At 48.1% G+C, this 14,109-nt stretch carries 17 protein-coding genes; all 17 read left to right on the forward strand.

Annotated features, from left to right (window positions below; all coding sequences use genetic code 11):
- Positions 1–277: 277 nt before the first annotated feature.
- The 17 genes from I2H39_RS07080 to I2H39_RS07165 all read left to right on the forward strand — a co-directional run bounded on the left by I2H39_RS07080 (position 278) and on the right by I2H39_RS07165 (position 14,081).
- Positions 278–1,099: a hypothetical protein gene (locus tag I2H39_RS07080; RefSeq protein WP_195626122.1), complete on the forward strand. Its 822-nt coding sequence runs from the start codon at positions 278–280 to the stop codon at positions 1,097–1,099.
- 141 nt (positions 1,100–1,240) lie between these two features.
- Positions 1,241–1,876 carry a TetR/AcrR family transcriptional regulator gene (locus I2H39_RS07085; protein WP_138307618.1) on the forward strand — a complete coding sequence of 212 codons (636 nt, stop codon included), beginning with the start codon at positions 1,241–1,243 and terminating at the stop codon, positions 1,874–1,876.
- Positions 1,873–3,168, forward strand: coding sequence for an MFS transporter (locus tag I2H39_RS07090; RefSeq protein WP_138307620.1), 1,296 nt, complete (start codon positions 1,873–1,875; stop codon positions 3,166–3,168). Before I2H39_RS07085 ends, I2H39_RS07090 begins: the two co-directional genes overlap by 4 nt.
- The gene (locus I2H39_RS07095) at positions 3,143–5,455 is read left to right on the forward strand and encodes an ABC transporter permease (RefSeq protein WP_195626123.1); all 2,313 of its coding nucleotides are present in this window, start codon (positions 3,143–3,145) and stop codon (positions 5,453–5,455) included. The genes I2H39_RS07090 and I2H39_RS07095 overlap by 26 nt, the downstream gene beginning before the upstream one ends.
- A gap of 3 nt (positions 5,456–5,458) precedes the next feature.
- Positions 5,459–6,217, forward strand: coding sequence for an ABC transporter ATP-binding protein (locus tag I2H39_RS07100; RefSeq protein WP_195626124.1), 759 nt, complete (start codon positions 5,459–5,461; stop codon positions 6,215–6,217).
- 60 nt (positions 6,218–6,277) lie between these two features.
- The gene (locus tag I2H39_RS07105) at positions 6,278–6,973 is read left to right on the forward strand and encodes a DinB family protein (protein WP_195626125.1); all 696 of its coding nucleotides are present in this window, start codon (positions 6,278–6,280) and stop codon (positions 6,971–6,973) included.
- 133 nt (positions 6,974–7,106) lie between these two features.
- The gene (locus I2H39_RS07110) at positions 7,107–7,565 is read left to right on the forward strand and encodes an ASCH domain-containing protein (RefSeq protein ID WP_195626126.1); all 459 of its coding nucleotides are present in this window, start codon (positions 7,107–7,109) and stop codon (positions 7,563–7,565) included.
- A 539-nt stretch (positions 7,566–8,104) separates the two neighbouring features.
- A complete protein-coding gene (locus tag I2H39_RS07120; RefSeq protein ID WP_195626127.1) occupies positions 8,105–8,548 on the forward strand; it encodes an AraC family transcriptional regulator in 444 nt (147 codons plus the stop codon).
- A gap of 61 nt (positions 8,549–8,609) precedes the next feature.
- Positions 8,610–8,942, forward strand: coding sequence for a hypothetical protein (locus I2H39_RS07125; RefSeq protein ID WP_240305393.1), 333 nt, complete (start codon positions 8,610–8,612; stop codon positions 8,940–8,942).
- Between the two features lie 19 nt (positions 8,943–8,961).
- Positions 8,962–9,372, forward strand: a complete 411-nt coding sequence (locus tag I2H39_RS07130) for a hypothetical protein (RefSeq protein WP_195626129.1) — start codon at positions 8,962–8,964, stop codon at positions 9,370–9,372.
- 95 nt (positions 9,373–9,467) lie between these two features.
- The gene (locus I2H39_RS07135; RefSeq protein ID WP_138307632.1) at positions 9,468–9,824 is read left to right on the forward strand and encodes a hypothetical protein; all 357 of its coding nucleotides are present in this window, start codon (positions 9,468–9,470) and stop codon (positions 9,822–9,824) included.
- Positions 9,815–10,162 (forward strand): DUF3795 domain-containing protein, encoded by a 348-nt coding sequence (locus I2H39_RS07140; protein WP_138307634.1) that lies wholly within the window; start codon positions 9,815–9,817, stop codon positions 10,160–10,162. Before I2H39_RS07135 ends, I2H39_RS07140 begins: the two co-directional genes overlap by 10 nt.
- A gap of 1 nt (position 10,163) precedes the next feature.
- Complete coding sequence (locus I2H39_RS07145) at positions 10,164–11,072, forward strand: YafY family protein (protein ID WP_195626130.1); 909 nt, start codon at positions 10,164–10,166, stop codon at positions 11,070–11,072.
- A gap of 30 nt (positions 11,073–11,102) precedes the next feature.
- Positions 11,103–12,083 carry a DUF3592 domain-containing protein gene (locus I2H39_RS07150; RefSeq protein ID WP_138307637.1) on the forward strand — a complete coding sequence of 327 codons (981 nt, stop codon included), beginning with the start codon at positions 11,103–11,105 and terminating at the stop codon, positions 12,081–12,083.
- Positions 12,084–12,126: 43 nt separating this feature from the next.
- The gene (locus I2H39_RS07155) at positions 12,127–12,894 is read left to right on the forward strand and encodes a hypothetical protein (protein ID WP_227146811.1); all 768 of its coding nucleotides are present in this window, start codon (positions 12,127–12,129) and stop codon (positions 12,892–12,894) included.
- A gap of 68 nt (positions 12,895–12,962) precedes the next feature.
- Complete coding sequence (locus I2H39_RS07160; RefSeq protein WP_195626131.1) at positions 12,963–13,715, forward strand: hypothetical protein; 753 nt, start codon at positions 12,963–12,965, stop codon at positions 13,713–13,715.
- 18 nt (positions 13,716–13,733) lie between these two features.
- Positions 13,734–14,081, forward strand: coding sequence for a YciI family protein (locus I2H39_RS07165; protein ID WP_330640818.1), 348 nt, complete (start codon positions 13,734–13,736; stop codon positions 14,079–14,081).
- Positions 14,082–14,109: the final 28 nt, after the last annotated feature.

Below are 14,109 nucleotides of genomic sequence, written 5' to 3' on the forward strand. Positions count from 1 at the left end.
GTAGAAAACTACTATGCGATATAGTTATTTTTAAAAAGTTGAATAAAAAGCATTATTAAAAATGTTTTTGGAGAGGAATATGGTAGTAATCAATGAGAAATTTAAAAGAAATATTATTTCCTAAAGAAGTAAAACCAATAAGACTGTTCGGATTTCGTGTTTTTAATATAGGCGGCCGAATAAGATGGCTGCTAAATTTGTTTAAGAAATAGCCAAGTGATGGTAAAAATAAATCTCAAGTTGTACCGTTGCGAAGATAAATAGGAGGAAAGTTCAGATGGAAGATTTCAATGATGCTGCTAAAAGTATTGCGGAGAACGCGGTGCAGTATGCCATGCACAGTGGAATAACCCTTGATTACACAAGAGAAAGCGCTAAAGATGTCGATGATTTTCTCGGAGACTGCCATGACTGTCTTGACAAGTACGACAGTGACGACGGCGCAAAAACTTTGTGGAATGTTGCGGTTCTGTTCGGATCATATATTGGGGAGATGCTTTTGCGCTCCGGGCTGGCTGAAAAGGGATTTGTCTGGATTGAGGACGATGGACTTCCGATCCTCGGTATTCCCGGCAGCGGAACTACCGTTTCACCGCTTACCAAAGCTCACAAACGGATTCTTAACGGTGCGGACGATGGTATTGAAAGCTTTGTTGACGTGGTGTTCTCTGTCGCAGAAGGTGAGATGCCGAAAACAGGAGTGCTGCGAGTGCCTGATGTCGAAACGGCAAGCGGTGAAAAAACTGAAAGAATTACCTTTGAAGAAGCGGATTATTACATATCTCTTGTGGCGGAGGGCAAAGAAAATCATGTGATTTTTGAATCCCATGACGGATTTTTTCAGTTCTACGGTGTCGGAGATCAGTTCATCTGCGAGGCCTGGTTCAATCTGGGAGGACGCAGGGCGTATGCACTGATAAATCCCGACTGCACGAATACCGAACGCGTCGATCTTGTCACACCGTTCGGTAAATATACCCCAAGAGAACGGGATATTATTTCTCTTGAACAGCTTCAAATAGCTGTGCGGGAGTATTTTTCCAATCTTGAGGAAGCGGACTTTCTCGCCAAAATTCCGCATGAGGTAATAGAAATGTAGATTTTCGTTTCCTGATAGAAGGGATAACGCTCTGCAGTAAAATTACTCCTCTGCAAATAAAATTCCCTGCTTGACAGGTAGATGAAAAGATGCTATCCTTCAATAGACAGACAGTCGGTCTGTAGAAAGGAGACGAAAAATATGAGAATTGTCAAGGAAGCAACGGAACGGAAAAATGAAATATTGGATGCGGCGGCGGTTTTGTTTATGAAAAAGGGTTTTGACAATACCAGCACCAATGATATTTTAGACGCAGTGGGAATTGCAAGGGGCACCCTTTATCATCACTTCAAGTCCAAGGAGGATGTGATGGATGCGCTCATTGACCGGCAGATGGAGAAAATTTTGTCAGCGGCCCGTGAGGCAGCGGCAGATCAAAGCGTCCCGGTGGAGGAACGGATTGTCCGCACGATTACTGCGCTCCACATCGGTGAGGAAGGCGGCCCCATGACGGAACATCTCCATAAGCCACAAAACGCGCTCATGCAGCAAAAAATTAATCAGATCACGATGCAGCAGGTTCCTCCTATACTGGCGGGCATCATAGAAGACGGTATTAAAGAGGGGCTGTTTGAAACGCCCTACCCCCTTGCGTGTATGGAACTGGCGGTCATCTATCTGAAAACGGTTCTTGACGATGGTGTTTTTGAGCTGACGGAGCCGGAAACTACTGCCCGTATTGAGGCGTTTACGTTCCATTTGGAACGGATGTTGGGTGTGGAGCAGGGGCGGCTGAGCTTTTTCACGAAACTGTTTGAAAGAAAGGAGGAACTTTGAACCAATTCAGAAAATTTTTGCTGCTCTGGTCCGGCGACTTTATCTCCGCTATCGGGAGTGGGCTGACCTCCTTCGGTTTGGGAGTCTATATATTCCAGCAGACCGGGCAGGTGTCTTATATGGCCCTTGTCACATTACTTGCCTTTTTGCCCTCCCTGCTTTTAAGTGTCCCCGCCGGAGTGCTTGCCGACCGCTATGACCGCAGGCTCCTGATGGTGATTGGAGACAGCTTCTCGGCCATCGGTCTTTTGTATATCCTTGTCTGTCTGACGCGCGGCCAGGCACAGGTTTGGCAAATCTGCGCGGGAGTCGCTGTCAGTTCGGTGTTCACTTCTCTTTTGGAGCCTTCTTATAAAGCGACCATCACCGATCTGCTCACACCGGAGCAGTACAGCAAGGCCAGCGGTCTGGTTCAGGTGGCGGGGAGCGCCAAGTATTTAATCTCTCCCATTTTAGCGGGTTTCCTTCTGACCATTTCCGATATCCGGCTGCTGCTTGTTTTGGATATCGGCACCTTTTTCGTTACCGTCACCACCACTCTGGCGGTACGCAAAGGGCTTCCAAGCAAAAAAACAAATCAGGCATCGTCCTTTGTTTCGGAGTTTAAAGACGGCTTCCGGGCCGTCACAGGAAAAAAAGGCGTTATGACGCTGGTGGTCATGGGTTCTGTCGTTACACTCTGCCTGGGTATCATCCAGACACTCGCCTCACCGATGATCTTAAGCTTCACGGGCAGCGATACACTTGGAACGCTCATGACCGTCATCGCTCTGGGGATGCTGGCGTCCAGCATCGTACTGGGCGGGCTTTCCATCAAAAAAGGCTATGCCCGGATGCTCAGCCTCTCCCTGTTCGGGTCGGGTGTCTTTATGGCGGTATTCGGCCTGCGGGAAAACATCTGGATGATTGGGATTTCCGGCTTCCTGCTATTCGCCATGTTTCCTTTCGCCAACGCAAGCCTTGACTTTTTGCTTCGGACGAATATTGACAATAACCTGCAGGGCAGGGCGTGGGGGCTGATCGGGTTCATCTCCCAGCTTGGCTATGTGGCGGCCTATGCCCTATCCGGGGTATTGGCGGATTACTTATTTACGCCTCTGCTGCTCCCCGGCGGCGCGCTGGCGGGAACGGTGGGAACGGTTTTCGGAGTCGGCGCCGGACGAGGAATCGGCTTTCTTATCACAATGGCGGGACTGTTTCTTTGTGTAACCGCAGTATTCCTTTTTGGAATCAAATCGATTCGGGGACTGGAGAAAGGGAGCGTTTATGAAAAGCAGAATGATTTGGAATGACATCGCCAGAAACAAAGCGGTAGCGCTCATGCTCCTGCTGTTTGTCAGTGCGGCGGCCATGCTGCTGTCGTCAGCGGCCGTTCTTGGAGCGAACCTGTCCGGTTCCATCGACCGGCTGATGCAGGACGCCAGGACGCCGCACTTTATGCAGATGCACACCGGCGAACTGGAGCTTGACAGGCTCGAAGCCTTCGCCGCCGAGCAGGCGCAGGTTTCGCAGTTTCAGGTGGTCCGATTCCTCAATATGGACAATGACAGCATTGAAATAAACGGAGGAACACTTTCCGGCTCGCTGCAGGACAACGGATTCTGCACACAGAGCGGGCAGTTCGATTTTCTCCTGGACGCTGACGGCGTCCCGGTCCGCCCTGCGGACGGTGAAGTGTACGCCCCTGTTTTCTACCGCAAGGACGGAGTGATGAAGCTGGGCGATACCATCTCCATCCACGGGCTGCGGTTTACCATTGCCGGTTTTGTCCGGGATTCCCAGATGAACTCCGCCCTCGCGTCCTCCAAACGGTTTGTGGTAAGCGAGGCGGATTACGCCCGTCTGGAGCCGTTCGGCGCGGTGGAATACCTGATTGAATTCTGTCTCGACGATCGGTCCCATTTAGGAGCGTTCACTGCCGCCTACAGCGCGGCCGGACTTCCGGCCAATGGCCCCGCGCTTACTTGGCCGCTGTTTCGCATGATGAGCGCCATTTCGGACGGTATCATGATTGCGGTGGTTCTGCTGGTGGGCATCCTCGTAATCCTGATTGCGCTCCTGTGTATCCGGTTTACGCTCCTCGCTAAAATTGAGGATGACTACCGGGAAATTGGCACTATGAAAGCGATCGGTATGCGCGTGTCGGACATACGCAGTCTGTACCTCTCAACCTATGGGGCGATTTTGGCGGCGGGATGCGTCCTGGGATTTGGGCTCTCCCTGCTGTTTGTTCGCCTGATGACCGGGGGCATCCGCCAAAACCTTGGCAGCAGCGGCAACGATACGGCCGCGTTTCTGCTCGGTTTGGCCGGTGTCCTCCTCCTGTTCCTTTTTGTGCTGCTCTACGTGAGCGCCAATCTGCGGCGCTTTGGCAGGATTTCCGCCGCAGAAGCCATTCGATTCGGAATGGCGGGGCAGAACCAGGCGGGCGCGAAAACCGTCCGGCTGGGCGGAGGTATTCCCCTCAACCTGTCTCTCGGCATGCAGGATGTATGGATCAGGAAGCGGCTCTATGGGACGATGTTCATTGTCGTGATTCTGGCGGTATTTATCATGATTGTGCCGCAAAACCTGTATTACACCATCTCCGCGAAGGATTTCATTACCTACATGGGGGTAGGGCGCTGCGATCTGCGCATGGATCTGCAGCAAATTGACCGGATGGGGGAAAAGGTGGCGGATATTGCAGCCTGTCTGGAAGCGGATTCGGCGGTTTCCGAGTTTGCCGTGCTGACGACGAAAACCTTTGGTGTCAGGCTGGAGGATGGAACCACGGAAAACAGTAAAGTGGAGCTGGGCGACCATGCGGTGTTCCCGGTAGCGTGCGTAAGCGGGCGGATGCCGCTCGCGGAACAGGAGATTTCTCTGTCGGTCTTGTGTGCGGAGGAATGGGAAAAAGAGGTCGGCGACGAGTTGACCCTGCTGACCGCCGATGGGGAGAAAACCCTGACGGTCTGCGGGATCTACTCGGACATCACAAACGGCGGAAAGACGGCGAAAGCGGTTTTCTCCGACGATTCTACCAAGGCGGTATGGAGCACCGTCTGCATAAGCCTTAAGGATTCGAACCAGCTTGACAGCAAAAAAGTGGAATATGGGAGCCGCTTCCCGTTCGCCAAGATATCAGGCATCGAGGACTATATCGCGCAGACTTTTGGGCAGACGCTGCGCAGTGTGCGAACCGCGTCGCTGGTGTCCGTTCTTGTTGCCGCAGCAATCACACTGCTTGTCACGCTGTTGTTCTTGAAGATGCTGGTGGCAAAGGACCGCTATTCCATCGCGGTGACGAAAGCCATGGGCTTTACCGATACAGACGTTAAAAAACAGTACCTGTGGCGGGCCGTCACCGTGCTGGCCGCTGGGATTGTCTGCGGCACGGTTCTTGCTGGAACGCTGGGCGAAAAGCTGGCGGCGGCAGCGATATCCATGATCGGGGCGGCGGCATTCCGGTTTGTCGTGAACCTGCCTGCAACGTATCTGTTTTGCCCGCTGGTTATGCTGCTTACGGCGCTCATCGCCATTGCGGTGGGAACCGCGGCAATCCACGATATCCGGATTTCACAGGCCATAAAGGAGTAGACCATGGGTAAATTATTAGTGAGTGAAAAAATTGAAAAATCATTTGGAAGCGGGGACGAGCGCCGCAAGGTGCTGGACGGCGTTTCGGTGGAGATAGGGGGCGGGGAATTCGTGGCGGTGATGGGGGCCTCCGGCTCCGGGAAATCGACGCTGCTCTACGCGCTCAGCGGGATGGACGGGATTGACATGGGAGAGGTCACATTCGAGGGGAAACCGCTGTCCGGGCTTTCAGACGACGCGCTGACGGACCTGCGCAGAACGAAGATGGGCTTCGTTTTCCAGCAGCCCACCCTGCTGAAAAATCTGAACATACTCGACAACATTCTTCTGCCCCAGATGCGGGATCACCGCAGGAATGTGAAAAAGCTGACTGTCCGGGCCAGGACTCTGATGGAGCAGGTCGGCATCGCGGAGCTGGAGCAGCGGGACGTCACACAGGTTTCCGGCGGCCAGCTCCAGCGGGCGGGCATCTGCCGTGCGCTGATGAGCAGCCCGAAAATCGTGTTTGCGGACGAACCGACAGGCGCGCTGAACTCGAAGTCCTCCGATGAAATCATGACGCTTTTTTCGGGAATCCATCGGGCTGGCACAGCCATTCTATTGGTAACGCACGATGCGAAGGTCGCGGCGAGGGCGCAGAGGGTGTTGTTCATGCAGGACGGCAAAATCGTGCGTAGCCTTGCACTGTCAGGGGCTGGTTCAGGGAACCTCGCATGGAACACGGAAAAAGTTCTGTCGGAAATGAAGTGTTTGAACATTTAATGTAAAATACCTGATCCAACCACAATGAGATGAAGAAATTTATATACAAGGAGGCCGCCTATGGTTGATATAGAGAATGATTACAATACTAGATTAGATGAATTGCGGAGGCGAATCAAGTCTCCCAGGAATTTTCAATCTGCGATGGAGCTGGCGCTTGAAATCCATGCAATGACTCACACCGGCGAGGTTTCTTCCAGTTCTGTACCTACGTTTTGTGACGAATTATTGGATGGACTGGAGGACGAGGATTACAGCATCATGCCTACCGAAAAGGATGAAACCATTGCGTGGCATTTATGGCATATCGCAAGAATCGAAGACCTGGTGGGTAACCTTCTAATTGCAGAAAAGCCGCAGATATTTAGTGATGAATGGATGGAAAGGCTGAACGTTTCCGTAAAGGACACCGGGAATGCCATGACGGATGATGAGATTATCGGCTTTAGTAAACAGGTAAAAAAGCAGGAGTTAATCAATTACCGGAACGCAGTAGGGCGTCAGACTCGTGAACTGTTAAAATCACTCACGCCCGGTGATTTGAAACGGAAGCCTTCTGACGAGTCTTTGGCACGTCTGGTCAGTGAGGGTGGCCTGCTGGAGGTGAAAAAATCCATATGGCTTAAGAAGTTTTGGGGGAGTTATACCGTTACGGGACTCATTCTTCTGCCATTGACATATCATCATATGATTCATTTACCGGACAGTGTGAGGATTAAGGAATTTGTTGAAAAATCACGCAGTGGAACTCTATGATACAATGGCTTCAACAAAGTTTGTGACATCAGAGGACACAAAATATTCTGCCTTTTCGTGCAGAGCACGCCCATGTGGAGCATTTAAGTTACGGTGTGCCCGGATGGGTATGAATTACTATGGAGGAAATACAATGACTGAAAAAGAAATGTGGGCAGCCTATATTCGGGAAAACCCATCTTACAAGGAACAATGTTATGAAGCGTGGTGTTATAGCAGCAAAACACCGGATTTACTGGCAGAATTGACGGTATCGGGAGCGAAAACGGCTACTGCATCTGCCTATCCATTTTATGAATATGAAAAATGCGAATTGCCCAAAGTAGGAGAGCACAATGTCATACTGCGTACCAATGGGGAAGCTGTGTGTGTCATAAAGACGACCCGCGTTTCTGTAGTACCTTTTATGCAGGTGAGTGCGGAACATGCCTATAAGGAGGGAGAAGGAGATCGGAGCTTAACATACTGGAGAACGGTCCACGCGCAGGCGTTCGCGGATGAACTGGCAGAGATCCATATGAATTTTTCAGAAGATATGCTTGTTGTCTGCCAAGAATTTCAAGTGGTTTTTCTACCCATTAAGGGAATCTAATGGCTATGAGATATATCATGGGCGTGTATAGAAAAAATACTAATAAACAGGGGTTTTCAGTACCCTGTTGGAAATCTATAAAGATGGATATTTCCCTTGTGCATGGATAGGGGATTATCCTAATGGGCAAGCTGTAGTGCTATAACTTCCAGATTATCGAGCTGGAATATTGAAAATTATCGAGGGGGATTAACATGATGGTTGATGTATATAAAAGTTGTCCTAGCTATGAGAATGAATATTATATGTTAAGAATGTCAAACAAGGAAGAAATGGCAGAGAAGATTTAAGGGGCGAGAATAGAGATATTGGAAGTCTGCGGGCATGAAGGGAATGTGGAGGCGCCGAAGAAACTGACTGAAGTTCTTGAGGCATTTTACGAAGAAAAGTAGGCTGAAAACCTGACAGGAACCGTGGTGTATGAACAACAACGAGCAGGTGGTGTATGACCGTGGTATACTGACATTCGGGAGCATAAAAAATCAGGATGAATCTGCGATGACAGGATAGAATAGGGCTATACGGAAGGAGATGAGGGGATGAACTGGATCAGCGGCTTGCAGAAGGCGATCGACTATATTGAGAGTCATCTGACAGAAGAACTGGAGGTGGCGGATATTGCGGCACAGGCAAATTATTCACCGTACCATTTTCAGCGGGTATTTGGAATTTTGTGCGGATACTCTCTGGGGGAATATATCAGGATGAGGCGGCTCACACTTGCCGGCAGTGAACTTGCGTCTACTGATATAAAGGTGATTGATGTGGCTCTTAAGTATGGCTATGATTCGCCGGAGAGTTTTGGAAGAGCGTTTTCGCGTTTTCATGGGATAACGCCAGTACAGGCGAAGTCGGGCAGAGCAAAGTTAAAATCCTTTTCACGCCTTTCCGTAAAACTTATTTTAGACGGAGGCAGTACCATGAAGTACAGAATTGAAAAGATGGGTGAGTTAGAGGTTATTGTAAAAAAAATTTTCCTGTGATTTGGAGACCAGCAACAGGCAGCTGCCAGAGTTTTGGGGAGAGTGCTGGAGAGATGAAACTATGCTTGAGCTGTTTGAACGGAATCCGAAGGAAGGGATCTTTGGAGATGCACTGCTTGGGCTTTGCCTGAGTGAAAATCCGCAGGCGAACGAATTTGTCTATGCGATCGGCATGATGTATGATGGAGGACCGGTTGCGGAAGAATTAAGTGTGGAGAAGATTCCGGCTCACACCTGGGCGGACTTTGAATGTACTGGTCCTATCCCCGGGGCTTTTCAGGAAATGCAGCATACGCTTTTGAAAAACGGAATAAGGGCGCTTTATCTCTCAAAGGAACTGGTTGAAACAGAACTTTTGCGAATGGGGGTAGCGGCTGTCCGCTGTGAGGTGTAAAGAGACGGGGAAATGCGAAGTGACGGGGAAATACGAAGCACTGGACGATTGTGAAAATGATCCGGCGGCCAAAAAGGAACTTGCTGGTCTTCAAAAAAAGCTGCGGGAAGTTACAGGAAAAAAGAGAATTGCAATCAAGCAATTTATGGCATATCGGTCCTATACGTCTCTGGAAACTGCGGCAAGAATGGCGTTACTTCCAAAACCGGTGAAAACCGGCTTAACGGATGAACAGATTTCAGAAATTGCTTATAAAGTCTGCAGGGTAGAGTATGACGAGGCAGCCCTAGACTTTTTTATCAAAGTTCTGAAAGTGGAAACGGGATTGAATAATATTACTGATTACATATTTAATTCAGATGAAATAGGTTTTGCCCTGGATGCTTCGCCAGAGGAGATTATTACTAAAATTCTTTCTGATAAGAAATAACCAGTGGAATTATTATTCTTGTTTTTTGAGAAATGCGACACGCTGATGTCGCATTTCTCATGATAAACTCATCTGAGACAAAGGAGGAATGGAATATGCCGTTTACTGAACTATGTATTTATCAAGTCAAACCGCAAAAGGTTGATGAATTCGAGGCGTTGATGCTGGAAGCAAAAGAGTTTCTGGAAAAGCAAAAGGGGCTGCTCTTACTGCGGTTCGTAAAGAGAGAATACCATATCGACATGGAGCAGATTAAAGAAGGTCTGCCGCCGCCCAAGATCACGCGCATCGTGAAAAGCGTCAAGTATATGCTCTATTGGGAGTTTGATACGAAAGAAAGCTATGGGGCAGCACAAAAAAATCTCTACGACAGCTATTGGAAGTCGATTGAAAGATGTCTGGTAGCGCCGCATGACAAATATTTAGGAGAGGGGATGTTTTCATGGAATTAGCATATTGCGGTTTAAAATGCGACGAATGTCCTATTTATACTGCCTCTGTCAGCAAAAATACAGCAGAACAAATCAGACTGGCAAAAGCGTATTCGACGGATGATTATCAATTTTCAAAAGAAGATATGGTTTGTTTCGGCTGTCATACTGAGTTTACATCTAAAAAAATGTGCGGGGACTGCGAAATAAGAAAATGCGGTGTTGAGAAAGCCTGTAAAAATTGTGCGGAGTGTACGGAGTTTCCCTGTTCGTTACTTGAAGAACAGCTGGGGGACAGTTCCGATGGTCTGAACCGATTAAAGCAGCTTGCCGCAGCAGTCAGACAGGCAGAGGGATGATATGCAGATAGACAGACTGATACAAATTGTATTTTTGCTGTTAAGCCGTGACAACCTGACAGCGAAACAGCTGGCAGAGGAACTCGGTGCCTCCACACGCACGATCTATAGGGACATCAATATACTTTCGGCTGCGGGCATCCCAATCACATCACAAAAAGGATATGGAGGAGGGCTGTCCCTGCTGCAAGGTTTTTCATTGGACAAATCCTACTTCACCCAGGCGGAGCAAAGTAATATGATTCAGGCGTTACAGATCCTGAAATCATCCAATTACCCGGATGCGGATAAAACCCTGAACAAGGTAGCCGGGTTGTTCAGCCACAACATGCAGTCGGAATGGTTAGAGATTGATTTCTCCTATTGGGGCAGCCCTGAAAAGGAACGGGTCAATATCACAGCGTTAGAGCGTGCAATCATCAATAAGTATGTGATTACATTCACTTATTTTAATACAGAGTTGTCGGTAACCGCTCAGACGGTTGAGCCGCTGAAACTGGTTTTTAAATCACATGCCTGGTATCTTGTTGCCTGGTCTCTTCATAAAGATGACATTCGTACTTATAAAATGTCCCGTATCAGAGAACTTCAGGTTACAAACCAGTTGTTTGAACGCGAACTGCCGCAGGATTTTTCCCTTACGCCTGCGTACAAAGAAGAATACAATATACCGTTATTCAAATTACACTTTTTTGAAAAAATTGCGTATAAAGTCTACGATGAATTTCAGGAGAAGTACATTAAAAAACTGGATGACGGCACCCTGGAAGTATCGTTCCGCTACCAGCTCAATGAGTGGACATTCCTTTATCTGCTTTCCTTTGGTGAATATGTGGAAATAATAGAGCCTGCCCAGGCAAGGGAGATTTTAAAAGGAAAGGCCCAAAAGATACTTTCTATGTACCAATAAATGAAAACAAAAACCAGGGGGCAGAGGCAGATGAATAAACGATATTTTGGAAGATATTGGCGGACAATTGGAATCTTTATCGTATGGCTTTTCTTGGTAGCCTATGTCTTTGGGGTGGCGAAGGAGGCTATCAATTCACTTAACATATTAATCTGCCTGATTGTTCTCATTGGCATGGAGTATGTATTGGGCTATGGACAGGATAAAAGAGTGATAAGAAGCAGCCAGAGAAAAATGGAGATTGAACGGCAGTGGCGGGAATCCATAGGGGAGGCGGCATGGAACGAATACCAGATTAAAAATGAGAGAATTGCCGTATACAGGAAAAAATTGATATGGAAAGCAGTTTTCCTGGATTTGGTCATGGGAGCCGCCTATATAGCAGGGATGGGGCTTGCCTATGGAAAAGACCCCAAATGGCTCAAAGACGCGATTCCGGCGCTTCTTTGGTTTCTCATGTTTTTCCTTGTCTTATCTGCCTGGATCATCAGTTTTCCCAAAAGAATGCGGGAGGGAAAGATATTCATATGGGAAGTGTTTTTTGTAGCTCCTTTCATGGTTTTTCCGTTTTTTCCGCTGATTTCAGATCGGACGGCGTGCGGTTTTACTGCTTTTACTGGTGGAACGATATTTTCTCTCTTAGGCATCGGGTATATGTGGCAGACACGTAAAAAAGAGAAGGTATGTACGGTAATGACTACCGCGAAGGTGATTGATAATAGAAAGAGTCCCGTGCATCTTAAACGGCCCGGTGACATTCCTACATACACTTATCAGCCGGTTTTGGAGTATTGGACAGGAGGGGACCAGAAACAGGTGGTCTGCGGCAATGGTGAACCGCGTCCCTATCCCTTGGATGAAGTGTATACGATTTATTATAATCCTGAGAAACCGGAGGAATTTCGGTTTGCGGACCATAGGAGCGCTGCAGAACGGTTGATAGGCCCTGTTTTCCTGGGGATAGGAATTGTTTTGCTGGCAGGCGCCGTGGGAATCTGGATGTTGACTTAAAAAAGAATATTCGGATTATCATTTTTGAAAGAAGGAGACAGAATTGAAGAAAATCAAAACTAGATTAATAATGATTGTCGTTGCAGGCAGCCTGGTGTGCCTAAATGGTTGCAGGAACAAAGAAGTACCAGCAGAGGTTGCTGTAGAAAGTATTACTTCTACAGAAAATATTGCTCCCGTAGAAAGTATTACTTCTACAGAAGGTATTACTCCTACAGGTAAAACGGCGGAGGAGGAGACACTTACAGCCCCCATCCCGTCCGAGGAAGCGGCAGACACCGTCAGTTCCGAGACGGAGAGCGCCGCGCAGGAAAAATCGGAGCTTCCGGCCGCATTTCCCTTGGACTTTAGGTTTAGCAGCGGGGCAGGCGCATGGTATACCGTCATCACACTGAATCAGGATGGCTCATTTAACGGTGAATATTGTGATTCTGATATGGGGGACAGTGGGGAGGCGTATCCTCATGGAAAGGAATATATCTGCAATTTTAGCGGACGGTTCGATCCCGTCGTGCAGATAGACGAAAATACATACTCTATGACGCTCTCTGAAATCACAACCGAAAAAGAATCCGGAGAGGAATGGATTGAAGACGGCATTCTTCACATAGCGTCCAATCCGTATGGTCTTGAGGAGGGCACGGAATACCGTTTGTATCTGCCGGAGACGGGGAAGGAGGGGCTTCCGGAGGACTTCCTCAGCTGGTATCCGGGCTGGAATTTTGCGGATGCAGACGGAAATCTTCCTGACACATTATCTTGTTTTGGGATTTACAATGTAAAAATGGGATATGGCTTTTTTGCATATTAAGTTTTCGTAACATTGGTATGATAGAACAAACTTATTAAAAAAGGTATAACAGAAGGAGAAACTGGTAAATGGAAGCTCAGAACAGAGAACTGTATTTAAAACATATGAATGGAGAATATAGGGAAAAGCATTATCCGGAACGATCCGTGTTCGCGGCCCATAAGAAGACACAGAAAGGAGCGAATGCGTTCCTGAGCCTGTTTCTTATAGGACTTTTTTTGGCAGGCAGTCTGGTCGGTTTTGTCTGGTCCATCAACATGACACAGGAAATCATCAGGGATGCAGAGGAAGATATGCTGGGGTTTGGTATTGGGATTTCTGTCTTTTTCCTTTTGCTGGCCATTGGATTTGGAGCGCTTATCCATGTCATAGTAAAAGGCATGAGAAAAAGCGCAGACGACTGGATCCGCATCGTTGCCAAAGCCGGGGGCTTAAGCGAGCAGGAGGTAAGGGAATTCGACAGACAGGCGATGGAGCCGGACAGCCTGATTTTAATTCACCTTGGAAAGCTGAAATCCTTTGCGGCCGGACAGAAGGATGGAATCCTGACCAGGGATTATATCTGCCTTTACAACAATAATATGCCCCGTGTGCTGAAACTTGACCGGCTTACAGAGGCGCACTTAAAGGATAACACATATTATATTAAAGTTGGAAAAACACACAAAAAGGCCCATTATCTGACAATCAATCTGATGAGCAAAGACAATAAGACTGCATGGGCAGAGACGTCGCAGGAATCGGCCAGGGCGCTTCAGGAAGAGTTGGCGAACCGATGCCCTGGAATCGATACCGCCGATGGTGCCGTACTGGCGGAATGAGAGCGCGGGGATAATCATATGAGAGAGGAAAATCTGGACAGGAGAACGGGGGAAAATGAATTGAGTATGGAAAAATTGATGTACATGGTGATAATCGAGAAGGGAAAGTCTTACGATGAGATGACAATGGAGATAATTTCCAAACATGTTGAGAACATAAAAAGGCTGGACGATCAGGGGAAACTGGAAATCTGTGGCGTGTTTAAAGATTATCCGGGAATGGCAGGTATGTATATCTTAAAGACAGAAAGCCGTGAGGAAGCAGAAGAACTTTGTAAAATGGAGCCCCTGGTTACAAGCGGATACGCAACCTATCGATTAGTTACCCTGCAGATTGCGAATCAGGAAAATAACTATTTGTTATAATCATGGCAGTGGTGGCGGAGTACTGAAT

Source organism: Clostridium sp. 1001283B150225_161107_B6, from assembly GCF_015556325.1.
GTDB lineage: Bacteria > Bacillota > Clostridia > Lachnospirales > Lachnospiraceae > Enterocloster.

What these genes read in the sequence shown, in the direction of transcription:
- I2H39_RS07080 (WP_195626122.1), top strand. Translation starts at nt 278, where the DNA reads ATGGAAGATTTCAATGATGCTGCTAAAAGTATTGCGGAGAACGCGGTG.
- I2H39_RS07085 (WP_138307618.1), top strand. Translation starts at nt 1,241, where the DNA reads ATGAGAATTGTCAAGGAAGCAACGGAACGGAAAAATGAAATATTGGAT.
- I2H39_RS07095 (WP_195626123.1), top strand. Translation starts at nt 3,143, where the DNA reads ATGAAAAGCAGAATGATTTGGAATGACATCGCCAGAAACAAAGCGGTA.
- I2H39_RS07100 (WP_195626124.1), top strand. Translation starts at nt 5,459, where the DNA reads ATGGGTAAATTATTAGTGAGTGAAAAAATTGAAAAATCATTTGGAAGC.
- I2H39_RS07105 (WP_195626125.1), top strand. Translation starts at nt 6,278, where the DNA reads ATGGTTGATATAGAGAATGATTACAATACTAGATTAGATGAATTGCGG.
- I2H39_RS07110 (WP_195626126.1), top strand. Translation starts at nt 7,107, where the DNA reads ATGACTGAAAAAGAAATGTGGGCAGCCTATATTCGGGAAAACCCATCT.
- I2H39_RS07120 (WP_195626127.1), top strand. Translation starts at nt 8,105, where the DNA reads ATGAACTGGATCAGCGGCTTGCAGAAGGCGATCGACTATATTGAGAGT.
- I2H39_RS07125 (WP_240305393.1), top strand. Translation starts at nt 8,610, where the DNA reads ATGCTTGAGCTGTTTGAACGGAATCCGAAGGAAGGGATCTTTGGAGAT.
- I2H39_RS07135 (WP_138307632.1), top strand. Translation starts at nt 9,468, where the DNA reads ATGCCGTTTACTGAACTATGTATTTATCAAGTCAAACCGCAAAAGGTT.
- I2H39_RS07140 (WP_138307634.1), top strand. Translation starts at nt 9,815, where the DNA reads ATGGAATTAGCATATTGCGGTTTAAAATGCGACGAATGTCCTATTTAT.
- I2H39_RS07145 (WP_195626130.1), top strand. Translation starts at nt 10,164, where the DNA reads ATGCAGATAGACAGACTGATACAAATTGTATTTTTGCTGTTAAGCCGT.
- I2H39_RS07150 (WP_138307637.1), top strand. Translation starts at nt 11,103, where the DNA reads ATGAATAAACGATATTTTGGAAGATATTGGCGGACAATTGGAATCTTT.
- I2H39_RS07160 (WP_195626131.1), top strand. Translation starts at nt 12,963, where the DNA reads ATGGAAGCTCAGAACAGAGAACTGTATTTAAAACATATGAATGGAGAA.
- I2H39_RS07165 (WP_330640818.1), top strand. Translation starts at nt 13,734, where the DNA reads ATGAGAGAGGAAAATCTGGACAGGAGAACGGGGGAAAATGAATTGAGT.